Source organism: Stutzerimonas degradans, from assembly GCF_024448505.1.
In the GTDB taxonomy this organism is placed as follows: Bacteria; Pseudomonadota; Gammaproteobacteria; order Pseudomonadales; family Pseudomonadaceae; genus Stutzerimonas; species Stutzerimonas degradans.
The window spans coordinates 54793-78152 of the sequence record NZ_JAMOHV010000008.1; the positions used below are offsets into that span (position 1 = coordinate 54793).

Below are 23360 nucleotides of genomic sequence, written 5' to 3' on the forward strand. Positions count from 1 at the left end.
GCCCAAGCCGCACATGGTTCGGCGAAGGCTGTTGCTTGCGATTCGAAGCTCGAGGCTTTTTAGCTATGTCCTGTGATTTCCTCGCTCTGGCGCAGCCAGGCGTGCAAAAGCTGTCTCCCTACGTGCCGGGTAAGCCGGTCGATGAACTGGCGCGCGAGTTGAATCTGGATCCGGCCGGTATCGTCAAGCTGGCGAGCAATGAGAACCCGCTCGGACCGAGCCCTCGTGTGCTGGACGCCATTCGTAATGAACTGGCGGAGCTGACCCGTTATCCCGACGGCAACGGTTTCGTGCTCAAGCAGCGACTGGCCCAGCACTATGCGCTGCAGATCGACCAGATCACGTTGGGCAACGGCTCCAATGACATCCTTGAGCTGGTGGCGCGTGCCTATCTGGCGCCGGGTCTGAACGCAGTGTTCAGCGCGCATGCCTTCGCGGTCTATCCGATCGCGACTCAGGCGGTCGGTGCGCAGGGCAAGGTGGTACCGGCGCGTGATCACGGTCATGACCTGGATGCCATGCTGGCAGCGATCGACGAAAACACCCGCGTGGTATTTATCGCCAACCCGAACAATCCAACCGGCACCTGGTTCGACGCGGAGGCGCTCGAGCGTTTCCTCGCGCGCGTCCCGGACTCGGTGTTGGTGGTGCTGGACGAGGCCTATATCGAGTATGCCGAGGGCGGCGAGATGCCGGATGGCCTGGCGTTCCTCGCTGCGCATCCCAATCTGCTGGTATCACGGACCTTTTCCAAGGCCTATGGGCTGGCGGCGTTGCGCGTGGGCTATGCGGTCTCCTCGGCGCAAATCGCCGATGTGCTCAACCGCGTTCGCCAGCCGTTCAACGTCAACAGTCTGGCCCTGGCCGCCGCTTGCGCGGCACTGGACGATACGGAGTATCTGGCCGCCAGCCGTGCGGCTAACGCCGCCGGCATGCGCCAGCTGGAAGCGGCGTTCGCTGAGCTCGGCCTGCGCTGGATTCCCTCGAAAGGCAATTTCATTGCCGTCGACTTCGGACGCGACGCGGCGCCGATTAACCACGCACTCTTGCAGGAGGGTGTGATCGTGCGGCCGGTGGCCGGCTACGGCATGCCGACCTTTCTGCGCGTGTCGATCGGCACCGAGGCGGAGAACGCGCGCTTCATCGAGGTATTGCGCAAGGTGCTTGCCCAGTGAGCAAAGCCTGGGCACCCGTTGCGGGTGAACCCCTCGTCGGTCGGCTGGTGGTCATCGGCCTCGGCCTGATCGGTGGCTCCTTCGCCAAGGGACTGCGCGAGCTGAAACTGTGCCGCGAGGTCGTCGGTTTCGATCTGGACGCCCGCTCACGCGAGCTGGCGGTCGAGCTCGGTGTGGTCGATTCCTGTGCCGAAACGCTGGAGCAAGCCTGCGCCGGTGCCGATGTGATCCAGCTGGCCGTGCCGATCCTGGCGATGGAAAAGCTGCTGGCGCAACTGGCTGCGCTGGACCTGGGCGATGCGGTGCTCACCGATGTCGGCAGCGCCAAGGGCAACGTCGTGCGCTGTGCGCGCGAAGTGTTCGGTAGCATGCCCGGTCGTTTCGTCCCCGGGCACCCGATCGCCGGTTCCGAGCAGAGCGGAGTCACCGCCGCGCAGGGTTCGTTGTTCCGCCGGCACAAGGTGATACTGACGCCGTTGGCCGACACTGATCCGACCGCCCTGGCACTGGTGCATCGGCTGTGGTCGGCGCTGGGTGCGGATGTCGAGCACATGGGGGTTCGTCACCACGATGAAGTGCTTGCCGCAACCAGCCATCTGCCGCATCTGCTGGCGTTCGGCCTGGTCGACTCGCTGGCCAAGCGCCACGAGAACCTCGAGATATTCCGTTATGCGGCCGGCGGTTTTCGGGATTTTACCCGCATCGCCGGCAGCGACCCGGTGATGTGGCACGACATCTTCCTCGCCAATCGCGAAGCGGTGCTGCATACCCTGGACGATTTTCGTAGCGACCTCGATGCATTGCGCGCCGCGGTCGATGAAGGGGACGGGCATAAGCTGCTCGGCGTGTTCACTCGCGCCCGCGCCGCCCGGGAACATTTCAGCAAAATACTGGCTCGCAGAGCCTATGTGGACGTTATGCATTCCAATGATCTGATCTTCCTGGCCAATCCGGGCGGCAGCCTGGCGGGACGGCTGCGCGTACCGGGCGACAAGTCGATTTCCCATCGCTCCATCATGCTCGGCTCGCTGGCCGAGGGCACTACCGAGGTGGAGGGCTTTCTAGAAGGCGAGGACGCGTTGGCCACCATCCAGGCCTTTCGTGACATGGGCGTGGTTATCGAAGGGCCGCAGCAAGGTCGCGTGACCGTGCACGGTGTCGGCCTGCATGGCCTGAAGGCCCCACCGGGGCCGATCTACTTGGGTAATTCCGGCACATCCATGCGCTTGCTGGCCGGCCTACTTGCCGCGCAGCCGTTCGATACCACGCTGACCGGCGATGCCTCGCTTTCCAAGCGCCCGATGAATCGCGTTGCCAAGCCGCTGCGTGAAATGGGTGCAGTCATCGAGACCGAGGCGGACGGGCGCCCTCCGCTGACCATCCGTGGCGGTCAGCGGCTGTCGGGAATGCACTACGAGATGCCGATGGCCAGCGCACAGGTCAAGTCCTGCCTGTTGCTGGCTGGCCTGTACGCGGCCGACCAGACGTCCGTCACCGAGCCGGCGCCGACGCGTGATCACACCGAGCGCATGTTGCGTGGCTTCGGCTATCCAGTGGATGTGCAGGGCAGCACCGCGCGGGTCGAATCCGGACACAAACTGCGCGCGACTCGCATCGAGGTGCCGGCAGATATTTCCTCGGCAGCCTTCTTCATGGTGGCCGCGAGCATCGCGCCGGGTTCGGAGGTGTTGCTCGAACATGTCGGCATCAACCCGACGCGGACTGGCGTGATCGATATCCTCAAGCTGATGGGTGCCGATATCACACTGGAAAACCAGCGTGAGGTCGGTGGTGAGCCGGTCGCCGATATTCGCGTGCGGGCAGCCGAGCTCAACGGCATCGATATTCCCGAGGAACTGGTGCCGCTGGCGATCGACGAGTTCCCGGTGCTTTTCGTGGCCGCGGCCTGCGCCCAAGGTCGTACCACGCTACGTGGTGCCGAGGAGCTGCGGGTCAAGGAATCCGACCGCATCCAGGTGATGGCCGACGGTTTGCAAACCTTGGGCGTACAGGCGCAGCCGACGCCCGACGGGATCGTCATCGAAGGCGGCCCGATGGGTGGCGGTGAAGTCTGGGCGCACGGCGACCATCGTATCGCCATGTCCTTCAGCGTGGCCGCGTTGCGAGCCAGCGCGCCGATTCGAATTCATGACTGTGCCAACGTCGCCACTTCGTTCCCCAATTTTCTCGTCCTGGCCGAACGCGCCGGGATGCGCGTACACGCGGAGGGTGGATCATGATTGCTGCGGCTCCCGTCATCAGCATCGATGGGCCGAGCGGCTCCGGCAAGGGCACGGTCGCGGCGTTGCTGGCCGGCAAGCTCGGCTGGAAGTTTCTCGACTCCGGTGCGCTGTATCGGCTGCTGGCGTTCGCCGCGCGCAACCACGGCGTCGATCTGACCAATGAGGAAGCGCTGAAGGTCCTGGCGGCGCACCTGGATGTGCAGTTCGATAGTGCACACGACGGACATGGCATGGTCATCATTCTCGAAGGCGAGGATGTCACCGAGTCCATTCGCAACGAACAGGTCGGCGCCGGCGCCTCGCAGGTCGCTGCGCTGCCGGCGGTCCGCGAAGCGCTGTTGCAGCGACAGAAGGCATTCCGCGAAATGCCCGGCCTGGTGGCCGACGGTCGGGACATGGGCACGGTGGTATTTCCCGACGCGCCACTCAAGATTTTCCTTACCGCGAGCGCCGAAGAGCGTGCACGCCGCCGGTACCTGCAGTTGAAGGCACGTGGCGATGATGTTAACCTCGCGAGTCTTCTCGAGGAGATTCTGGCTCGCGACGAGCGCGATACCCAGCGTGCGGTGGCACCGCTGAAACCGGCAGTCGATGCTATTCAGCTGGATTCCACTACACTTTCCATCGAGCAGGTGCTGGAACAAATTATGGCCGAGGTCGCCAAGCGCGATTTGGCCTGATGAACGGAACGCCGAAAGGCGGCCAGACAGACCGGCGAGACGAGTGATTGCCGCACCGGCTGTTAACAAGGAGGCATGTGGGAGACCAGACCCAGTCCCACAGGCCTTTTTTTATATGAATGAACCCATATCGTCTGGGATGTGGAGATTGGGCGGATCCTCGTCCGAAAACAGCAGGAATCAACATGAGCGAAAGCTTCGCAGAACTTTTTGAAGAAAGCCTGAAATCCCTCGACATGCAGCCGGGTGCCATCATCACCGGTCTGGTGGTCGACATCGATGGTGACTGGGTCACTGTCCATGCCGGTCTGAAATCCGAGGGCGTCATCCCGGTCGAGCAGTTCTATAACGAACAGGGCGAGCTGACCATCAAGGTGGGTGACGAGGTCCACGTTGCTCTGGACGCGGTGGAAGATGGCTTTGGCGAAACCAAGCTGTCCCGTGAAAAGGCCAAGCGCGCGGAATCCTGGATTGTTCTGGAAGCGGCTTTCGCTGCAGAAGAAGTGGTCAAGGGCGTCATCAACGGCAAGGTCAAAGGTGGCTTCACCGTCGACGTCAACGGCATCCGTGCGTTCCTGCCGGGTTCGCTGGTCGATGTCCGTCCGGTGCGCGATACCGCTCACCTGGAAGGCAAAGAGCTGGAATTCAAGGTCATCAAGCTCGACCAGAAGCGCAACAACGTTGTCGTTTCCCGCCGCAGCGTCCTGGAAGCCGAGAACAGCGCCGAGCGCGAAGCTCTGCTGGAATCCCTGCAGGAAGGCCAGCAGGTCAAGGGTATCGTCAAGAACCTCACCGACTACGGTGCGTTCGTTGACCTGGGCGGCGTCGATGGTCTGTTGCACATCACCGACATGGCCTGGAAGCGCATCAAGCATCCGTCCGAGATCGTCAATGTTGGCGACGAGATCGATGTCAAGGTACTGAAGTTCGACCGCGAGCGCAACCGCGTATCGCTGGGTCTGAAGCAGCTGGGCGAAGATCCTTGGGTTGCCATCAAAGCCCGTTACCCGGAAAACACCCGCGTAATGGCTCGCGTCACCAACCTGACCGACTACGGTTGCTTCGCCGAGCTGGAAGAAGGCGTCGAGGGTCTGGTGCACGTCTCCGAAATGGACTGGACCAACAAGAACATCCATCCGTCGAAGGTCGTACAGGTCGGCGACGAAGTGGAAGTCATGGTTCTGGACATCGACGAAGAGCGTCGTCGTATTTCCCTGGGCATCAAGCAGTGCAAGTCCAACCCCTGGGAAGACTTCTCCAGCCAGTTCAACAAGGGCGACCGCATCTCCGGCACCATCAAGTCGATCACCGATTTCGGTATCTTCATCGGTCTGGACGGCGGCATCGACGGTCTGGTTCACCTGTCCGACATTTCCTGGAACGAAGCCGGTGAAGAAGCCGTGCGTCGCTTCAAGAAGGGCGACGAGCTGGATACCGTCATTCTGTCGGTCGATCCGGAGCGCGAGCGCATCTCCCTGGGCATCAAGCAGCTGGAAGACGATCCGTTCTCCAACTACGCCGCCGTCAACGACAAGGGCAGCATCGTTCGTGGCACTGTGAAAGAAGTTGACGCCAAAGGCGCCATCATCGATCTGGGCAACGACATCGAAGCGACCCTGAAAGCGTCCGAAATCAGCCGTGATCGCGTCGAAGATGCGCGCAACGTACTGAAGGAAGGCGACGAAGTCGAAGCCAAGATCATCAGCATCGACCGCAAGTCCCGCGTGATCAGCCTGTCCATCAAGTCCAAAGACGTCGAAGACGAAAAGGATGCGATGAAAGAGCTGCGCACCAAGCAGGAAGTTGAAAGCACCGGCCCGACCACCATTGGTGATCTGATCCGTGCTCAGATGGAAAACCAGAACTAAGTTCAGGCTTTTCGTTAAAAAGGGCGACCTCGGTCGCCCTTTTTTGTGGCTGTGATTTCGCCATCTAGTGACTGGTGGGTCAGTGCGTCTTGTGTGCGCGAGCTGCCAGCGCGTGATTGACTTGCAGCCAATTCTCCACGGCTTCAGCGCCGATTTCGCCGAACACCTTCTCCAGCAAGCGAACCTGTTCGCGCCGCAACTGCTGTTCCAGTTTTGCGCCCTCGTCGGTGAAGCGCAGCATGCGCTTGCGCTTGTCGTCCTCGGCAGTAAGGCTTTCCACCAGATGCATTTCGACCAACTGGCGCAAGGGCGTATTGAGCGCCTGCTTGCTTACGCCCAGATAGCCGAGCAGTTCCTTCACGCTGAGTCCTGGGTAGCTGCCGATGAAGAAGAGAATGCGATGGTGCACGCGTGAAAGACCGCGGCGAGCGAGGATCGTGTCAGGTTTGGCGGTGAAGGCCTGGTAACCAAGAAAGAAGGTTTCCATGATTCGTCGCTGGGTGTTGCTTTTTTTTAGGTCAGTCATATTGACGTATTTATTCTGACGAGAGTAGTTTTGGTCAAGAAGTTTGACTCATTTTGCTTGCCTTCGCATCTGGTGCCCCAATGGCCTTCTCCGAACGTATCGACCGCCTGAAAAGCTCTCTCATCCGCGAAATTCTTGCTGCTGCGCAACGACCGGAAGTCATGTCGTTCGCCGGCGGTCTTCCGGCCGAACCGATGCTGCCGAAAGTCGACTGGGCGCAGATGCCGACCAGCATGGGGCAGTACGGCATGAGCGAAGGCGAGCCCATGCTGCGCGAGCTGATCGCGGCACAGGCGCGTGAGCTGGGCATTCAATGCGAAGGGAGCCAGGTGTTGATCGTCAGCGGTTCTCAGCAGACCTTGGACCTGGCATCGAAACTGTTCATCGATCCCGGCACCGAGGTGCTGGTCGAAGCGCCGACCTACCTTGCCGCGCTGCAGGCTTTCCAGCTGTTCGGCGCGCACTGTCTGGAGGTGCCGCAGGAGGCCGATGGTCCTGAGTTGGGCGTCTTGCGACAGCGGTTGGAGCAGCACAAGCCGGCTTTCGCTTACCTGATTCCGACCTTTCAGAACCCATCCGCGGTGCGTTATAGCGAGGCCAAGCGGGAGGCCGTGGCTGCTCTGCTCGACGAGTTCGGTGTAACGCTGATCGAGGATGAGCCATATCGCGAGCTGGTGTTCGACCAGGGTAGCGCCACCCCGATCGTCAGCCGTTTGCGCAGTGCCAGCTGGATCTATACGGGTACAGTGTCGAAGACGCTGCTGCCAGGCTTGCGCGTTGGTTATCTGATAGCCAGTCCGGACCTGTTTCCCTACCTGTTGCGATTGAAGCAGTCGGCGGACCTGCACACCAATCGCATTGGCCAGTGGCAGGCTTTGCAATGGCTGGGAAGCCAACGCTACAACGAACACCTGGCCGAGCTGCGCGACTTCTACCGTCTGCGCCGAGATGCCATGCAGGCCGCGCTTGTCGAATACTTCTCCGACCTCGCAACTTGGGAAACGCCGCAGGGTGGTCTGTTCTTCTGGCTGGCTCTCAGGCAACCGCTGGACACCCGCACGTTGCTTAAACCCGCGCTGGAGCAGGATGTGGTTTTCATGCCGGGCGAACCGTTCTTCAGTGAGCCGGATCGGCACCCGGGTTATCTGCGGCTGAATTTCAGTCATGTTGCGCCGGAGCGGCTCGGAGAAGGTCTGCGCCGCCTGGCCGGGGTAATTCGCGACGCGTTGGCTGTCGAGGCGGCTTGAAAGGTCGCCGTGGTGATTTTAGGGGATGCGAGCATGTACAAGGTTTATGGCGATTACCGTTCCGGCAACTGCTACAAGATCAAGCTAATGCTGCATCTGCTCGATCAGCCGTACGAGTGGGTGCCGGTCAACATCCTGCGCGGGGAGACGCGCTCTGAGGAGTTTCTGAAGAAGAACCCGAACGGCAAGATTCCCGTGCTCGAGCTGGAAGATGGCTCATGCTTGTGGGAGTCCAATGCGATCCTGAATTATCTGGCGGAAGGCAGTGAATTCCTGCCCAGCGATCCGCGGTTGCGCACTCAGGTGTTGCAGTGGCAGTTTTTCGAGCAATACAGCCATGAGCCCTTCCTCGCCGTGGCCCGTTACATCAAGGTGTATCTCGGCATGCCGGAGGAGCGCCGCGAAGAGTACGAAGCCAAGCAGCTGGACGGCTACCACGCGCTCAATGTGATGGAGCAGCAATTGCTGCGTACCCCGTACCTGGTCGGCGATCGTTATTCGATTGCGGATGTCGCGCTCTATGCCTACACACACGTGGCGGAGGAGGGAGGCTTCGATCTTTCAGGCTATCCGGCGATTCGTGCCTGGCTGCAGCGCGTTGCCAGCCATCCCCGGCATGTGGGGATGTTCGACTGATCGATACCTGAGCCGAATTGGATGGGTGGTGAGCAGGCAGCCCTGAGCGGGCTGCCGATGCTCTGCTGAAGCAGGGACTTACTTGACCAGGCCGAGGAACTCGGCGCGGGTTGCAGCGTTGTTGCGGAACTGTCCGAGCATCACCGAAGTGACCATCGACGAATTCTGCTTCTCCACACCACGCATCATCATGCACATGTGCTGCGCCTCAATGACCACCGCTACGCCCGCGGCATTGGTGACCTGCTGCACGGCTTCGGCGATTTGGCGGGTCAGGTTTTCCTGAATCTGCAGGCGTCGCGCATACATGTCGACGATCCGAGCTACCTTCGAAAGCCCCAGCACCTTGCCGTTAGGCAGGTAGGCGACGTGAGCCTTGCCGATGAAGGGCAGCATGTGGTGCTCGCATAGCGAATACAGTTCGATGTTCTTCACCAGCACCATTTCGCTATTGTCGGAGCTGAACAGCGCGTCGTTGGTGACTTCCTCGAGGGTTTGCTGGTAGCCCTTGCACAGATACTGCATGGCTTTGGCGGCACGCTTGGGCGTGTCGAGCAAGCCTTCGCGGGTAACGTCCTCGCCAAGTTGGGCGAGAATCTCGGTGTACTGTTGTTCCAGGGACATTGAACTACCTGTCAGGCTGCATGGGAGCGCAAACGCGAAAGGGTAGGCGGCAGTCGTTCGGCTGGCAAGTGCCAAGCAGGTTACGAATCGGCCATTACTCTGTGGCAATGGCGCTATTCGTCCCGGCCTTCCAGCATCGTGCGCTTGAGCATGACGTAGACCGCGCCGGCACCACCGTGGCGAGGCGTGCAGGAAGCGAAGCCGAGCACCTGGGGGTGCTGGCGTAACCAGGTGTTGACGTGGCTCTTGATCAGCGGGCGCTTGCCATCAAGACGCGCCGCCTTGCCGTGAGTGACGCGAACACAGCGGATTTCGTATTTGCTGGCTTCGGCGATGAAATCCCAGAGCTGCTCGCGGGCACGTTCAACTGAAAGACCATGCAGATCGAGGCTGCCCTCGAACGGAATCTGTCCCGCCTTCAGTTTGCGCATCTGCGCATCCTGCACACCCGGGCGAGCCCAGTAGAGTTCATCTTCGGCGCCCACGTCGATGACGAACTGATCGGATAGGCCGTCGATGCGGACTTGTTCGACGCTGACCTGCGCGTTGGCGCGGCGTTTGGCGATCTGCTCGCGATTGTCGCGCGGCTTGCCGGTTTCGGCGCGCGCATGGGTGATCGGTTTGACGCCCTTCACGGCGGACTTGAACAGGGAAAAATCGTCGTCTTCTTGCATGGGACCTCCGGCAGCGCGTCAGTTTATCCCAGGTTGCGGGCCAAGGGGTCGGCCTGGCCTGGAACGGGCCGCCTCGAGGTTAGTCGCGTCTTTTCATCAGGCCGGGAGAAAGACTCAACTCGCTTGAACGACGGAGCCGGCTTCGGCACCAGCGCCAGAGAAGCATGGCAATTGCGATCAACACCAGGCCAAGCACCAGCGCCGTCAGCGCGGCGTCTCTGGCTGCCAGGGCGCCGAGCGAGCCGCCATAGCCAGCCAGAGATGCCCCACCGGCGACAAGCAGCAGCACACCGACAACGGCGAGCAGCGCAGCAATCGCGACGATCAGGCGTCGGCCCCAGCTCTTTCGTTCGGACGGGCGCAGGCGGCGGGCATCGAATCCATCGGAAAGCTTCATTGCGGTTACCTCTCGATGAACAGGCTATGACCGGCATGCAACCGGTCAGGTTCATTCGCCAGGGCGGTACCGCCGGCCGCGGCGTTCAGCGGGCCAAGGCCTCGACGTTCGGTACGCAAACCGCGAAATTGTCGGCCAGGATGGTCATTTCCATGCGATGGACCTGATCGGCATCCACGCTGCCTTCACCCATCGGCAGATTGCGCGTCGCGCATGCGCTATCGACCAGCGTGCAGCGGTAGCCATAATCCTTGGCGGCCCGCACCGTGGTGCTGATGCTGGAATGGGTCATGAAGCCGCATACGATGAGGTCCAGACGGCCGTGCTTCTGCAGCAGGTCATGCAGGTCGGTGCCGGCGAACGCATTGGGCAGGCGCTTCGCAACTACTGCTTCGCCCGGCAGTGGTGCGGCTTCCGGCATGATCTGACCGCGAAAGCCCTGCGGATCGAACAGGCCGCCAGTGATGCCCAGATGATGAACGTGTACCACCGGAGCACCGGCTTCGCGGGCGGCTGCCAGCAGGCGGGTAATTTCCGGCAGCGCGGTGGGCAGCGCCGGCAAAGCCAGCACGCCAGTGCGATATTCCTCTTGAGCGTCAATGACCAGCAGAGTGGCGTTCGCCAATGTTGCAGGCGCGTAGCTGCGGCCACTGAGTTGAAGCATGGTCTGTGGCGTGGTCATTATCGACTCCTTTTAAATGGGGGGCTGATTGTGGCGCCAGAATGCGGCGATGTGAACCATCTTGACCGCACGCGGGGCAGGATGGGGCCGCCCGGCGCTGATCAGCATGGTTTGCCGGAGGCGGGCAGGGTACTGCGCGGCGGCACGATAGTGGTGCAATCAAAGTGCGTATTTACAAAGCCGTGCGCGTCGCGCCGGCACTTCACGGGCAGGGTATCGAGCACGCGCTCGCAGCCGCTCGCGGGGCCCTGTTAAACTCCGCGCCCTTTTACCGGAGATGTCGTCATGAGCGCTTCGCCCTCACGTCTGCGCACCCTGCGCGACTACGTTCGCTGGGCCGTCAGCCAGTTTCACCGCGCGCAGCTGTTCTTCGGTCATGGCACCGACAACGCCTGGGATGAGGCACGCCAATTGGTGCTCGGCGCTCTGCATCTGCCGTGGGCTATGTCCGATGCCTATCTGGATTGCCGCCTGGAAGACGATGAATGCGCGCATCTTGAGGCGCTGCTGCGCAGGCGCATCGAGGAGCGCGTGCCGGCGGCGTATCTGCTCGGCGAGGCCTGGTTCTGCGGCTTGCCGTTCATCGTCGATGAGCGTGTGCTCATTCCGCGCTCACCCATCGCCGAGCTGATCGAGCAGCGCTTCCGTCCCTGGCTCGCGCACGAACCCACGCGGATTCTCGACCTATGTACCGGCTCAGGCTGCATCGGCATCGCCTGTGCCTACGAGTTTCCTGAAGCCGAGGTCGTGCTCGCCGATCTCTCTTTCGATGCGCTGGAAGTGGCCAACCAGAATATCGAGCAGCACGAACTGGAAGAGCGGGTCTATACGGTGCAGAGCGATGGCTTCGATGGCCTGCCGGGGCAGCGTTTCGATCTGATCGTGTCCAATCCGCCGTATGTCGATGCGGAGGACTTCGCCGACATGCCGGCCGAATACCATCACGAGCCCGCGCTGGGGCTAGCCTGCGGGGATGACGGCCTGAATCTGGTGCGTCGCATGCTGGCTGAAGCGGCCGATCACTTGAGCGAGCACGGCACGCTGATCGTCGAAGTGGGCAACAGTCAGGTGCATGTCGCCGAACTGTATCCGGAAGTGGATTTCACCTGGCTGGAGTTCGCCAAGGGCGGGCATGGCGTATTCCTGCTGGCCGCCCGGCAATGTCGGGAGCATCAGGCGTTGTTCCGCGAGCGCCTGACGCAGCGCTGATCAGCGCGTCGCCATCCAGATCAGCAGACCGGCCTGGAACAACGCGAAGACGATCAGACAGACGATGGTGAAGCGCAACGCGCCGTCTTCGCGACGCAAACGGCTCATGCGTTCCTGCATCTGGCGAATGTGCGTGTCCTGCTCCTGCAGATTGCGATCGGCCTGTTCGAGCATCGCCGCCGCGTCGAGCAGCTCGATGATCTGCACCTTTTCGGCATTCCAGTCGCCACGCAGTGCACTCACGCGTGGTGCTCCGTAGGTGGCTTTCGGCGATGTCTGCGGGTAGTCGACGTCGAAGCCCTGGGTACGCAGGCAATGATCGCGGCGCAGCCGTGCGTCCTCGCTGGCCGAGTCGTTCGCCAGCGAACCGCCTTCGACGAGGTAGTGCGACCAGCGTTTCTGCGCCCAGGCGATGCCTTGGGCGAGCAGAAAACGGCCCAACCCGCGGTTGACGGGTTCGAGATTCAGTCCGCTGTCCGGGCCGAAGCGCAGCTCCTTGCTGCGATGGTCCGCCCAGACTTCCAGCACGTTGCGCTTTCGCGAGAGGACCTGCCCCGGCAAATTGATGTGCAGGCGCAGCAGGCTCTGGTCCGCGCTGTGTCGCTCCACTCGTGCCAGCTCCACGAAACGCAGCGGCCGCGGCCCGCCATCGCGCTCGGTCGGCAGCGGCGCCAGACGTAGCAGGTGGAATCGTTCGGGCACTAGATCGGCCCACGGATGCTGTGGCAGCGGCGTGGTGTCGGGGGCGTTGGTATCAGTCATCGGCGCGTTCCTTGGCTGCGCTGACTCGCAAGCGGTTTGCGGTTGAGTCGCCGACTTATCGGCCGGTAGCGCTCGGACTGGATACTGGCAGGATGCCATTTCGCTCCAGAAAACGCGTGATGCCCTGCAATAGCGCATCGGCGATAGGCAGTTGCGGCGCATCGTAAGAGGCCAGTTGCTGGTGCCCGGTCGCCGGGACGATACGCAACACGTGGTTCATGCTCTCGATCAGCGCGAGCTCGGCATCCGGCTTGGCGCGCTTGAGCGCCTGCGCGTCACGTGCGCCCACCTGGATGTCGTGTGTGCCCTGGACGATCAGCGTCGGCACCTCGACGGCGGCGATAGCGGCGGCCGGGTCTTGGGCAAACAGCGAAATCAGATAGGGTTGCACGCTGGGCCGGAACAGCACCTGCAGCGGTTCCGGGATATCGGCATGGCTGCGGCCGGCCTCCAGTTCATCGATGAGGAAATGGCTGGTGGCCAGCAACGCCGGCGGCAGGCGCCCCTGCAGCTGTTCGCGCAGCACGTCGCCGATGGGGCGGCCACTGCCGGCGATGCTGATCAACGCCGCGGCGTCTGACTGCGGCGCCGCGAGGCTGGCGATCAGAGCACCTTCGCTGTGGCCGATGAGGATCAGCTTGCCCAGACGCGGATCCTCGCGCAGGCGAGCGCTCCAGGCCAGCACGTCGCGGACGTAGGCATCTACGCTGAGGTCGCGTTCCAGCGGGGCTGCCGACAGGCTGGCGCCGACGCCGCGCTTGTCATAACGCAGGCTCGCCACGCCTTGTTTGGCCAGCCCTTGCGCCAGTCGCTTGAGGCTGTCGTTGCGGCCGGCGGGGTTGTTGCCGTCACGGTCGGTCGGCCCGGAGCCGGCGATCAGCAGCGCCACCGGCACCGGTTGCACGCTTTTCGGCAATATCAGACTGCCTTGCAGCACACCGTGGCCGGTATCCAATGTCAGCGTCTGGTTGAGCAGGGTGCGCGCCTGGACGAGCGGGGTGATCAGGGTCATCAGCAGTACGATCAGCAGGATGCGCATGGAAAGGGGCTTCGCCGGAAACGGAGGCGGTTCGATGCGGCCGCTGCCGCAAGGTTCACCGTTACGCCAGTATGCGCGCCCATCGGGGGCGGTGAAACCGCGCATGGCTCAGGTATACTCCGGCGCCTGTTTTCAAGGTCGATCGCGGAGCGTCCTGCATGTCCGGCAATACCTACGGCAAGCTGTTCACCGTCACCACCGCTGGCGAAAGCCACGGCCCTGCGCTGGTGGCCATCGTCGACGGCTGCCCGCCTGGGCTGGACCTGTCGCTGGAAGACTTGCAGCGCGATCTCGACCGCCGCAAGCCCGGCACCAGCCGGCACACCACCCAGCGCCAGGAAGCCGATGAAGTGGAAATTCTCTCCGGCGTATTCGAGGGTAAAACCACCGGTTGCCCGATCGGCCTGCTGATTCGCAACACCGACCAAAAGTCCAAGGACTACTCGGCGATCAAGGACCTGTTCCGCCCGGCCCATGCCGACTACAGCTACCACCACAAGTACGGCCTGCGCGACTACCGTGGCGGCGGCCGCAGCTCGGCGCGCGAGACAGCCATGCGCGTCGCCGCCGGCGCCATCGCCAAGAAGGTCCTGGCGGGCATGGGCATCAGCGTACGCGGCTACATGAGCCAGCTCGGGCCGATCGAGATTCCGTTCAAGACCTGGGATTCGGTGGAAGAGAATGCTTTCTTCAGTCCCGATCCGGACAAGGTGGCGGAGCTGGAGGCCTACATGGACCAGCTGCGTCGCGACCAGGATTCGGTCGGCGCGAAGATCACTGTGGTCGCCGAGGGCGTGCCGCCGGGGCTCGGTGAGCCGATCTTCGATCGCCTCGACGCCGAGCTGGCCCATGCGCTGATGAGCATCAACGCGGTGAAGGGCGTGGAGATCGGCGCCGGTTTCGCCTGCGTCGCTCAGCGCGGCACCGAGCACCGCGACGAACTGACCCCGCAAGGCTTCCTGTCCAACCATGCCGGCGGCATCCTCGGTGGTATCTCCAGCGGCCAGCCGATCGTCGCGCATCTGGCGCTCAAGCCGACATCCAGCATCACCACACCCGGCCGTTCGATCGATATCGACGGCAACCCGGTCGAGGTGATCACCAAAGGTCGTCACGATCCGTGCGTGGGCATCCGCGCAACGCCGATTGCCGAGGCGATGATGGCCATCGTGCTGCTGGATCACCTGCTGCGTCATCGCGCACAGAACGCTGACGTGCGGGTGACCACGCCAGTGCTGGGGCAGCTCTAAGCGCCAGGTTCCGAGCTGCGGCCGGCGGTCTGCAGCTCGACTCACCCGTCGCTTGAGGCTCGCGACTCATGGCTAGACTCCCTTACTGGCGCCTCTCCGGTTTCTATCTGTTCTATTTCGCCCTGCTGGGCGCGACGGCGCCGTTTCTCGGTCTGTATTTCGAGCACCTGGGGTTTTCGCCAGCGCGCATCGGCGAGCTGGTGGCGATTCCCATGCTGATGCGCTGCATCGCGCCCAATCTGTGGGGGTGGCTGGGCGACGTCACCGGCCAGCGCCTGCGCATCGTGCGCCTCGGTGCGCTGTGCACGCTGTTGTCGTTCGGGTTGATTCTGGTCGACAAGAGCTACGCCTGGCTGGCGTTGGTGATGGCCTTGCATGCGTTCTTCTGGCATGCGGTGCTGCCGCAGTTCGAGGTCATCACGTTGGCGCACTTGCACGGGCAGGCCGCGCGCTACAGCCAGATCCGCCTGTGGGGTAGCATCGGTTTCATCCTGGCGGTGGTCGGTCTGGGCCTGGCCTTCGAGCGGTTGGGGCTGGACGTCTATCCGGCGGTGGTGCTGCTGATCATGGCCGGCATCGTCACGAGCAGCCTCTGGGTGCCCAATGCCGAGCCCGTGCAGCAAGCGGAGGCGGCCGGGCAGGGCGGTTTCCTGCGTCAGCTGTGGCGCCCCGGCGTGCTGGCGTTCTACCTCTGCGTAGGGCTGATGCAGCTGTCGCACGGGCCGTACTACACCTTCCTCAGCATCCACCTGGAGGCGCTCGGTTACACGCGCACCACCATTGGCCTGCTCTGGGCGCTGGGCGTGGTGGCGGAAATTCTGCTGTTTCTGGTGATGGTGCGGCTGCTCGAGCGCTACAGCCTGCGCCAGGTATTGGCCGCGAGCTTTCTGCTGGCGGCGTTGCGCTGGCTGCTGCTGGGCAACTTGGCCGATCATCTGCTGGTACTGGTGATCGCCCAGGTAATGCATGCCGCCACCTTCGGGAGCTTCCATGCCGCGGCGATCCATTTCGTCCAGCGCAGTTTCGGCCATCGCCAGCAGGGCCAGGGGCAGGCGCTGTACGCCACTCTCGCCGGTGTTGGCGGCGCGCTTGGCGCGCTCTACTCCGGCTATGCCTGGAACAGCCTCGGTCCGGCGTGGACCTTCACCATCGCCAGCCTGGCGGCGCTGGCCGCAGCCGTTATCATTGCCGCACGTATGCGGGACCAGCCGACGTAAAAACCATGCCGTCAATGGCAGTCCCCCCGCATCCCCACACCTGCCTCCCGGAGAGTCGTACATGAGCGTCCTCAGCGTCTATCACCAGAATCGCCCCGAACAACCGCTCAAGGTGTTGACCCACCACGACGATATCGCCGCGACCCTGGCCGAGGCCGGAGTGCGCCTCGAGCGTCTGGATGCCCGCGCGGCGCTCGACGCGGATGCCGGCCCGGATGAGGTGCTGCTGGCCTACCGTCCGCAGATCGACCGCCTGCAGGCCGAGCGTGACTTCGCCAGCGCCGACGTGCTGCGCGTGACCGGCAATGATCGTCAGCAGAATGAGCTGCGTGCGCGCTTTCTCGAGGAGCACCGCCATGCCGAGGACGAGGTGCGCTTCATCGTCGCTGGCCGCGGCTTGTTCTCCTTGCGTTTCGGCGAGCTGGTTTACGCCGTGCTTTGCGAAAAGGGCGACCTGTTGACGGTGCCCGCCGGCATTCGTCATTGGCTCGATATGGGTGAACACCCGCATCTGGTCGCCATCCGCCTGTTCCGCAACAGCGAAGGCTGGAGCGCCGAGTTCACCGGTGACGACATCGCCAGCCGTTTTCCGCGGCTGGAAGACTGACCACCGCCGAAAAGCATAGAGCGGAAGGGCCTAAAGAGGTATTGAGCGCCTGATCGTTTCAGTCCACTAATGCCTGACTTCACTCCGTATTGGTGAAGCCAGCGAGGCGATGATGCCTTCGCGCAGATCTGCCCCATGACAAAAAAATGGAGAGAAACGGTATGACAATAAAAACCAAGATTGCCGCTGGAATTGCCGTCCTGGCGCTGGGAATGCCACTTGCGCTCCACGCGCAGGACAAGGCGGCTGAGAGCTGGCTGCCGAGTCTGATCACCTCCACGCCCCAGGAGGGATTCGAGCTGGCCGTCAAGCTATCCAGGATGGGCGTCAAGAGCACTCAGCCAAACAAGGAGGTGCTGTTTCGCGAGCGCGGCAAGTACGCTGAGAGCGGCGAAGCACTGATCCAGGCCTCGCATGTAGTGGCCGTGCATTTCCAGACGATCGCCGCGGCGAACGACTACTGGAAATAATTCAATCCGCCGGGTGGATGTGGATCATCCACCCCTCCCGAATCACCACTGGCGATCCGTTCCGCACGCTGAACCCTCGAACCCTTCCGGCATCTCAAGTACATCGTCACCGTAATCAGGAGCCATCCCATGAGCGATGCTTTCGGCGGCCTATTCGGCCTGATCATCCTCGCGCTGGATATCTGGGCGATCGTCAGCGTGGTCCGTAGCGACGCCAGCAGCGGCAAGAAGGTGATGTGGGTGCTTCTGATCGTCATCCTGCCCGTGCTTGGCCTGGTCCTTTGGGGCCTGATGGGGCCGCGCGGCAACCGTCCGGACCAGCGCGCACTCTGAGGTCGCGATGGACAACTGGAATACGCTGCTGGCCGTTCTGCTCCTGCTGGTCGACCTGCTGGCCATCCTCCACGTCTGGCGCCAATCGATCGAAACCGGACGCAAGGTGGTCTGGAGCCTGGTCATTCTGCTGCTGCCGGTCGTCGGGCTGATCATGTGGGCGATAGCTGCGGCGCCCTTTGGCAAGGTGCGACTCTAGAGCGTGCCGCTCGTGCGCGCTTCAGGGGTACGTGAGGTCGCATAGTCCTGCCAGATGTGGACGGCCGCATAGGCGCGCCACGGCCGCCACGCTTCGGCGCGTGCGGCCAAAGCCTTGGCGCTGATGCCGGTGGCGCCCCACAGCGGGGCCTTGAGCAGGCCGAGATCGCCTGCGGGAAAGGCATCGGCCGCGCCGAAACCACGTAGCGCGATGTATTCGGCCGTCCATGGGCCGATGCCGGGCAGTTCGCGCAAACGTCGCACCAGCGCCTCGGCGCCATCCTCCACATGCAGACCCAGAGCACCTTCGGCTACCGCTGCCGCCAAGCGCCGCAACGCCTGCACCCGCTTGAGCGGCATGCCGATGCGCTCCAGCGGGTCTTCAGCGATGGCCCGCGGGGTAGGAAACAGTACAGACAGCCCGGGCGGTCCGTCTGCCAGCGGCTCGTCGAGGCGTTCCAGCAGGCGCCGGGTGATGGTCACCGCGGCCTTGACCGTCACCTGCTGGCCGACGATGGCCCGCACCGCCTGCTCGAACGGATCGAACGCGGCCGGCAGGCGCAGTCCGGGATTGGCCGCCACCCGTGGCCCCAGCAGCGGATCGGCAGCGAAATGCTCAGCGATGGCGCGCGGATCGGCATCGAGGTCGAACATCTTGCGCACCTTTTCGACGAGCAGTCGCCGATATGGCTGCAGCCGCTCGCTGCAGGTCAGTTCCAGCGCTGGCTGTTCGGTCAGCGGCCGCACGCTGAACCAACCCTCGACGCCGCCCAGGCGCAGGCTGCGGCTGTAGCGATCCACCGCGAGATGTTCGACTCCGGGCAACAGCCGCAGGGCGAAATGCTGCTGGAACTGCTGCCAGTCCCACGGCGCGAGGTAGGGCAACAACAGCGGTGCGGACATGCGGATACTCCTGGCTATGACGGTGCGTGCCCGGCGGGACGGTCGCTCTGCCCACCCTAGCCGGCGGCGCGTCGCTTGTCGTTCCAAAGTGTGCTTACGAACCCGATGGTTTCCGCTGTCACAAAGGCCAACGTAGAATTCCGGTCCTTTTCGGGGGTGGCGCTGCTGTGCCGCCCGTCACGCCAACCCGCCACGGACCGTCGATGCGCTGTACGCTCGACGACCAACCAAGGGGACTCCCATGAGCGAATTCCAGGAAACTCTCTACGAGGGATACGGCCAGCGCCTGCAGATGGATCGTCTGCTGCACGAAGTACGCAGCGAGCAACAACACCTGGTCATCTTCGAGAATGCCCGCATGGGCCGTGTGATGGCGCTCGATGGCGTCATCCGTACCGCCGAGGCGGACGACTTCATTGGCCACGAAATGCTTGCGCATGTGCCGATCTTCGCTCACGGGCTGGCGCGCCGCGTGCTGATCATCGGCGGTGACGACGGTGGCATCCTGCGCGAGGTTGCGCGTCATCGCGATATCGAAAGCATCACGCTGCTCGGGACCGACCCGGCCGTGGTGGCGCTGTGCCGGGAGTTTCTGCCGAATCATTCGGCCGGTGCCTTCGATGATCCGCGGCTGCAGATATCGCATGAAGATGTCCTGCAGTTTCTCGCCACCACCGAACAGCGCTTCGACGTCATTCTTGGCGCATCCACGGCGGGTGAAGTCCTCTCTTCGGAGGAGTTCTACCACGCCAGCCGGCGCTGCCTGAACGACGACGGCATCCTGGTGGTGCGCACCGGCGTGCCGTTCATGCAGCTGGGCGAACTGCAGTCCGCCGCCAAGCGCATGCAGGGCCTGTTTGCCGACTGGCACTTTTACCAGGCTGCCGCACCGACCTGCATCGGCGGAGCGCTGGCGTTCGCCTGGGGTGCCTGCAGCGTGGAGAGCCGCAAGCTGCCGCTGGAAACCCTGGCGCAGCGCTTTGCCGGCAGCGGCATCGTCACCCGTTACTACAATCCGCACATCCACGTCGGCGCATTCGCGCTGCCGCAGTACGTCCTGCAGGCGATCGGCAAGCCAAGCAACGACTGACGTCTCGCGCCCGCCGCCCGGCGGGCGCTGCCGTTCATGCCGCAAAAAAAGCCCATGGCATGAACACCCCCGGCATCCCATACTCAGATCAGGTGAGGGCGGTGAGACCCACGTGCTCACCTGCCGAAGCGTTTTCCGTCCATCGATCGAGAGGAGGTTGAATCATGAGTACCACCTTCCACGAGGATGTCAGCAGCAACGTTCTTCGCCAGATGAAAGAAGGCGGCTTCGATTTCACCCGGGTTCATCCCATCGAGTTCTATGCGGTCTTCGAGGACCGCGATGGTGCCCACACGGCCGCGCGCAACTTTCGCGGCGAATCCATCAATGCGCAGATCCTGCCGCGCGAGGACGGCACCTGGAATCTGCAGGTCAGCAAGGTCATGTACGCCACCTTCGACAGCATCGGCAACTTCGAGCAGGACCTGGAGGAGCTGGTGGAGCCGCTTGGAGGTGTGCTCGACGGCTGGGGCGTGACCCAGGAACTCGGCGGCGGCGGTTTCTAAGCACGCCTGCCGGCGTTCAGCTTCGCAGCAACCCGCTCTGCAGCGCCTGGTCCCACGGTGGGACCGGGCCGAAGCGCTCCTTGAGAAATTCCAGCAGCAGGCGCGTGCGCGAGTCCGCTTCGCGGGTCAGGCGCAGCGCATAGATGCCACTGGCTTCCGGGCGCGGCAGCCCGTGCGTGCAGAACAGCGGTAACAACTCGCCACGCAGCAGGTATTCGCTGATCAGCCAGGTCGGCAAGTGGGCGATGCCCAGCCCCGCGAGCACCCCGGACAGCAGCGCCTCGGCGTTATTGGCGACCATGCGCAGGCGTCGCGGGCGGAACAGCTTGGCTTCACCATCCTGCTCGAAACGCCAGGCATGCGGTGGCGCCAGCGCATCCCAGTCGAGGCCGTCGTGGCCGGGCAACTCGTGCGGTTGCGTGGGCGTGCCGCGCCGCTGCAGGTACTCCGGGCTGGCACAGGCGATGCGCACCATCGGCGCCAGTGGCGTGGCCACCAGACGGGTGTCGGCCAGTGGGCCGATGCGCAGCACCAGATCGACCTTGCCCAGATGCTCGCCATGCAGGTCGATGAAGCTGTCGATCAGGCGCAACTGCACATCCACACCGGGATAGGCGCAGAGAAAGTCGGCAAGCGCCGGGGCCAGATGGCGACGGCCGAACGGCGTCGGTGCGTCGATACGGATCAGCCCTTCGGGCGTAGCGTCCAGTGCGCTGGCTTCGGCGCGGGCCAGTTGCAGTTCGCGCACGATGCGCCGAGCGCGCTCGGCGAAGGCCTGGGCGGCGGGCGTGCTGCGGATGCCGTGCGTGCTGCGGCTGAACAGCGTGCAGCCCAGCGAGTGCTCCAGCGCATCGATGCGCCGCGCGACAGAGGACGGTGTCAAACCGTGCAGGCGCGCAGCGGCGGAGAAATTGCCGGCTTCCAGCACGTCGAGGAACAGACGCAGTTGATCGGCGAAGGAGTGTGGCTGCATTGGCGATCCTCTGTTTTGCGATATGCGCAAAGCCATTGTGCGCGGCTGTGCGTATCGAGGCCAGGCGCACAGCCTTACCATTGCGTTTTTCGACGGAGCGACGCCGTGCCTGTATTCGATATCGGCTTGAACGTACTGCTTGGGCTGGCGCTCGGTGCGCTCGGTGGTTTGTTCGGCATCGGCGGCGGGCTGATCGCGATCCCGGTGCTCGGCGTGCTGTTCGGCCTGGATCAGCAACTCGCACAGGGCACGGCATTGGTGATGGTGGTGCCGAACGTGCTGCTGGCGATCTGGCGTTACCATCAGCGCAACCGCATCGATTTCCGCCACGCGGCGGCGCTGGCGCTGCCGAGCTTCTGCTTCGCCATCTTCGGCGCGGCGTTGGCCGTATCGCTGGATGCCAGCCGCGTGCGCCTGGCCTTCGTCGGCTTCCTCTTCGCGTTGGCGGCCCACACGCTGCTGCGGGCGTTTCGCCGTACCGCGCCGGGTAGCGGACAACTGCGTCATCCCTGGCCGTGGCTCGGTGTGCTGGGCGCAGGTGCCGGCGCGCTCGGCGGCCTGTTCGGTGTCGGTGGTGCGGTGCTGGCGACGCCGGTGCTGACCAGCGTGTTCGGCACCAGTCAGGTTGTTGCCCAGGGGCTATCGCTGTCGCTGGCGGCGCCGAGTACCGGGGTCACGCTGGCAACCTATGCGCTGCACGGACAGGTCGACTGGATGCTCGGGTTGCCGCTGGCGGTCGGCGGTCTGCTCAGCATCAGCCTCGGCGTGCGGCTGGCGCACGCCTTGCCGGAGCGTCTGCTGCGCGTGCTGTTCAGCGGCTTCCTGGTGGTCAGCGGCGTACTGCTGGCACTGGAAGCCTGAGGTGTCCGCCGGCCGCGTCTGTGCCGCGCGGCTGCCGCCGGTTGCGGCGCTGGGGTAACATCGCCGCCTTCTCAGGTTGCGGTCCGTAGTCATGGATCAGTCGTCGCCACTTGCCCTGTACCGGCAAGCCATCGCCCGCGAGGGTTTCGTCAGTGATGCCGCCCAGTTGCGCGCCGTCGATCTGCTGCAGCACTGCCATGAGCAGGTGCACGCGGGTGAGGTGCCAGGCGGTGTCTACCTGTGGGGGCCGGTAGGGCGCGGCAAGACATGGCTGATGGACATGTTCCATGCCAGCTTGCGCGTACCGGCGCGGCGTCAGCATTTTCATCACTTCATGCGCTGGGTGCATATGCGCCTGTTCCAGCTCAACGGCACGGCCGATCCGCTGCGGGCGCTGGCCTGCGAGCTGGCCGGCGAGGTGCGGGTGCTGTGCTTCGACGAGCTGTTCGTCGGCGACATCGGCGATGCGATCATTCTCGGGCGACTGTTCCGGGTGATGTTCGAGGAAGGCGTGGTCATCGTCGCGACGTCCAACCAGCCGCCGGATCAGCTGTACGCCGATGGCTACAACCGTGAGCGCTTTCTGCCGGCGATCGAGGCTATCGAGCGCCACATGCATGTCGTCGACGTGGATGGCGGTACGGACCATCGCCTGCGTCCCGGTGCGGCGTTGCAGCGTTACTGGGTCGCCGCGCCGGATGCGCTGCAGCAAGCCTTCGCGGGGTTGGCCGAAGGCGAGGGCAGCACCGCGCCGCTGGAACTCGGCCATCGTCTGTTGCAGGTGAAGCGGCGTAGCGACAGGGTGCTCTGGTGTCGTTTCGCCGAACTGTGCGAGCAGCCGTTCTCCGCGCTGGATTTCATCGAACTGTGCGATCGCCACGAGGCGATCCTGCTCGATGGTGTGCCCCAGCTGGGCGGCGTGCAACGCGAGGGACGCATCGCCCGCGGCACCGAGGACGCGGTCACGCAGGTCAAGGCCGGCGACCGCCAGCTACCGCGGCTGGCCGCGCATGACGATGCGGTGCGGCGCTTCATCGCGCTGGTGGACGAGTGCTACGACCGGCGCGTGCCGCTGTATATCGAGGCGCAGGTGGCGCTGGAGGATCTGTACGTCGAGGGCTATCTGGCCTTCGCCTTCCGCCGCACGCTCAGCCGCTTGCGCGAGATGCAGTTGCGGCGCTTCGGTTGAA

At 63.6% G+C, this 23360-nt stretch carries 26 protein-coding genes; 17 read left to right on the forward strand and 9 right to left on the reverse strand.

What is annotated here, in order from left to right; genetic code table 11:
- The first annotated feature begins 65 nt into the window (after positions 1–65).
- From hisC to rpsA, 4 genes are all read left to right on the forward strand, one after another.
- Positions 66–1175, forward strand: coding sequence for a histidinol-phosphate transaminase (gene hisC / locus NAV27_RS11930; protein ID WP_102828507.1), 1110 nt, complete (start codon positions 66–68; stop codon positions 1173–1175).
- Positions 1172–3415 (forward strand): bifunctional prephenate dehydrogenase/3-phosphoshikimate 1-carboxyvinyltransferase, encoded by a 2244-nt coding sequence (locus NAV27_RS11935; protein WP_102828506.1) that lies wholly within the window; start codon positions 1172–1174, stop codon positions 3413–3415. The genes hisC and NAV27_RS11935 overlap by 4 nt, the downstream gene beginning before the upstream one ends.
- Positions 3412–4098, forward strand: coding sequence for a (d)CMP kinase (cmk, locus tag NAV27_RS11940; protein ID WP_102828505.1), 687 nt, complete (start codon positions 3412–3414; stop codon positions 4096–4098). Before NAV27_RS11935 ends, cmk begins: the two co-directional genes overlap by 4 nt.
- 185 nt (positions 4099–4283) lie before the next feature.
- Positions 4284–5966 carry a 30S ribosomal protein S1 gene (gene rpsA / locus NAV27_RS11945; protein WP_003289660.1) on the forward strand — a complete coding sequence of 561 codons (1683 nt, stop codon included), beginning with the start codon at positions 4284–4286 and terminating at the stop codon, positions 5964–5966.
- Between the two features lie 79 nt (positions 5967–6045).
- Here rpsA and NAV27_RS11950 read toward each other — a convergent pair whose 3' ends face one another.
- Positions 6046–6492 carry a MarR family winged helix-turn-helix transcriptional regulator gene (locus NAV27_RS11950; RefSeq protein ID WP_102828504.1) on the reverse strand — a complete coding sequence of 149 codons (447 nt, stop codon included), beginning with the start codon at positions 6490–6492 and terminating at the stop codon, positions 6046–6048.
- Between the two features lie 80 nt (positions 6493–6572).
- Between NAV27_RS11950 and NAV27_RS11955 the strand changes: the two genes are divergently transcribed.
- Complete coding sequence (locus tag NAV27_RS11955) at positions 6573–7739, forward strand: aminotransferase-like domain-containing protein (RefSeq protein WP_102828503.1); 1167 nt, start codon at positions 6573–6575, stop codon at positions 7737–7739.
- Positions 7740–7772: 33 nt separating this feature from the next.
- Entirely contained in the window at positions 7773–8375 is a 603-nt protein-coding gene (locus tag NAV27_RS11960; RefSeq protein ID WP_102828502.1) for a glutathione S-transferase family protein, read from the forward strand.
- A 78-nt stretch (positions 8376–8453) separates the two neighbouring features.
- Here the strand turns inward: NAV27_RS11960 and folE are convergent, their stop codons facing one another.
- From folE to NAV27_RS11980, 4 genes are all read right to left on the reverse strand, one after another.
- Complete coding sequence (gene folE, locus NAV27_RS11965) at positions 8454–8999, reverse strand: GTP cyclohydrolase I FolE (RefSeq protein ID WP_008567122.1); 546 nt, start codon at positions 8997–8999, stop codon at positions 8454–8456.
- A gap of 113 nt (positions 9000–9112) precedes the next feature.
- Positions 9113–9673, reverse strand: coding sequence for a Smr/MutS family protein (locus tag NAV27_RS11970; protein ID WP_102828501.1), 561 nt, complete (start codon positions 9671–9673; stop codon positions 9113–9115).
- A gap of 79 nt (positions 9674–9752) precedes the next feature.
- Positions 9753–10070: a hypothetical protein gene (locus NAV27_RS11975; protein ID WP_102828500.1), complete on the reverse strand. Its 318-nt coding sequence runs from the start codon at positions 10068–10070 to the stop codon at positions 9753–9755.
- 85 nt (positions 10071–10155) lie between these two features.
- Positions 10156–10752 carry a cysteine hydrolase family protein gene (locus NAV27_RS11980; RefSeq protein WP_008567125.1) on the reverse strand — a complete coding sequence of 199 codons (597 nt, stop codon included), beginning with the start codon at positions 10750–10752 and terminating at the stop codon, positions 10156–10158.
- 285 nt (positions 10753–11037) lie between these two features.
- Here NAV27_RS11980 and prmB point away from each other — a divergent pair, with 285 nt between their 5' ends.
- Positions 11038–11961, forward strand: a complete 924-nt coding sequence (gene prmB / locus NAV27_RS11985; protein ID WP_102828499.1) for a 50S ribosomal protein L3 N(5)-glutamine methyltransferase — start codon at positions 11038–11040, stop codon at positions 11959–11961.
- Here the strand turns inward: prmB and NAV27_RS11990 are convergent, their stop codons facing one another.
- The gene (locus NAV27_RS11990; protein ID WP_102828498.1) at positions 11962–12723 is read right to left on the reverse strand and encodes a hypothetical protein; all 762 of its coding nucleotides are present in this window, start codon (positions 12721–12723) and stop codon (positions 11962–11964) included.
- A 55-nt stretch (positions 12724–12778) separates the two neighbouring features.
- Positions 12779–13762 carry an alpha/beta hydrolase gene (locus tag NAV27_RS11995; RefSeq protein WP_102828668.1) on the reverse strand — a complete coding sequence of 328 codons (984 nt, stop codon included), beginning with the start codon at positions 13760–13762 and terminating at the stop codon, positions 12779–12781.
- A 158-nt stretch (positions 13763–13920) separates the two neighbouring features.
- On the opposite strand from NAV27_RS11995, the gene aroC reads away from it, so the two are divergent.
- The 6 genes from aroC to NAV27_RS12025 all read left to right on the forward strand — a co-directional run bounded on the left by aroC (position 13921) and on the right by NAV27_RS12025 (position 17838).
- Complete coding sequence (gene aroC / locus NAV27_RS12000; RefSeq protein WP_054094793.1) at positions 13921–15012, forward strand: chorismate synthase; 1092 nt, start codon at positions 13921–13923, stop codon at positions 15010–15012.
- Positions 15013–15080: 68 nt separating this feature from the next.
- Positions 15081–16229 (forward strand): MFS transporter, encoded by a 1149-nt coding sequence (locus tag NAV27_RS12005; protein WP_102828497.1) that lies wholly within the window; start codon positions 15081–15083, stop codon positions 16227–16229.
- 61 nt (positions 16230–16290) lie between these two features.
- Positions 16291–16836 carry a 1,2-dihydroxy-3-keto-5-methylthiopentene dioxygenase gene (locus NAV27_RS12010; RefSeq protein WP_043298555.1) on the forward strand — a complete coding sequence of 182 codons (546 nt, stop codon included), beginning with the start codon at positions 16291–16293 and terminating at the stop codon, positions 16834–16836.
- 161 nt (positions 16837–16997) lie between these two features.
- Positions 16998–17306 carry a hexameric tyrosine-coordinated heme protein gene (locus tag NAV27_RS12015; protein WP_232249119.1) on the forward strand — a complete coding sequence of 103 codons (309 nt, stop codon included), beginning with the start codon at positions 16998–17000 and terminating at the stop codon, positions 17304–17306.
- A 129-nt stretch (positions 17307–17435) separates the two neighbouring features.
- Positions 17436–17639, forward strand: a complete 204-nt coding sequence (locus NAV27_RS12020) for a PLD nuclease N-terminal domain-containing protein (RefSeq protein WP_043298557.1) — start codon at positions 17436–17438, stop codon at positions 17637–17639.
- Between the two features lie 7 nt (positions 17640–17646).
- Complete coding sequence (locus tag NAV27_RS12025; protein WP_054094791.1) at positions 17647–17838, forward strand: PLDc N-terminal domain-containing protein; 192 nt, start codon at positions 17647–17649, stop codon at positions 17836–17838.
- On the opposite strand, the gene NAV27_RS12030 is transcribed toward NAV27_RS12025, so the two are convergent.
- Positions 17835–18740 carry a DNA-3-methyladenine glycosylase family protein gene (locus NAV27_RS12030; protein WP_102828496.1) on the reverse strand — a complete coding sequence of 302 codons (906 nt, stop codon included), beginning with the start codon at positions 18738–18740 and terminating at the stop codon, positions 17835–17837. The genes NAV27_RS12025 and NAV27_RS12030 overlap by 4 nt on opposite strands.
- Positions 18741–18981: 241 nt before the next feature.
- Between NAV27_RS12030 and speE the strand changes: the two genes are divergently transcribed.
- Positions 18982–19830 (forward strand): polyamine aminopropyltransferase, encoded by an 849-nt coding sequence (gene speE, locus NAV27_RS12035; protein ID WP_102828495.1) that lies wholly within the window; start codon positions 18982–18984, stop codon positions 19828–19830.
- A 164-nt stretch (positions 19831–19994) separates the two neighbouring features.
- The gene (locus NAV27_RS12040) at positions 19995–20336 is read left to right on the forward strand and encodes a ribonuclease E inhibitor RraB (RefSeq protein ID WP_008567138.1); all 342 of its coding nucleotides are present in this window, start codon (positions 19995–19997) and stop codon (positions 20334–20336) included.
- A 16-nt stretch (positions 20337–20352) separates the two neighbouring features.
- Here the strand turns inward: NAV27_RS12040 and NAV27_RS12045 are convergent, their stop codons facing one another.
- On the reverse strand, positions 20353–21309 hold the full coding sequence (locus NAV27_RS12045) for a LysR family transcriptional regulator (RefSeq protein WP_102828494.1): 957 nt from the start codon (positions 21307–21309) through the stop codon (positions 20353–20355).
- A gap of 105 nt (positions 21310–21414) precedes the next feature.
- On the opposite strand from NAV27_RS12045, the gene NAV27_RS12050 reads away from it, so the two are divergent.
- Together NAV27_RS12050 and zapE are read left to right on the forward strand one after the other, a co-directional pair.
- Complete coding sequence (locus NAV27_RS12050; RefSeq protein ID WP_102828493.1) at positions 21415–22170, forward strand: sulfite exporter TauE/SafE family protein; 756 nt, start codon at positions 21415–21417, stop codon at positions 22168–22170.
- A 91-nt stretch (positions 22171–22261) separates the two neighbouring features.
- Entirely contained in the window at positions 22262–23359 is a 1098-nt protein-coding gene (gene zapE, locus NAV27_RS12055; protein WP_102828492.1) for a cell division protein ZapE, read from the forward strand.
- The last annotated feature ends 1 nt before the right edge of the window (position 23360 follow it).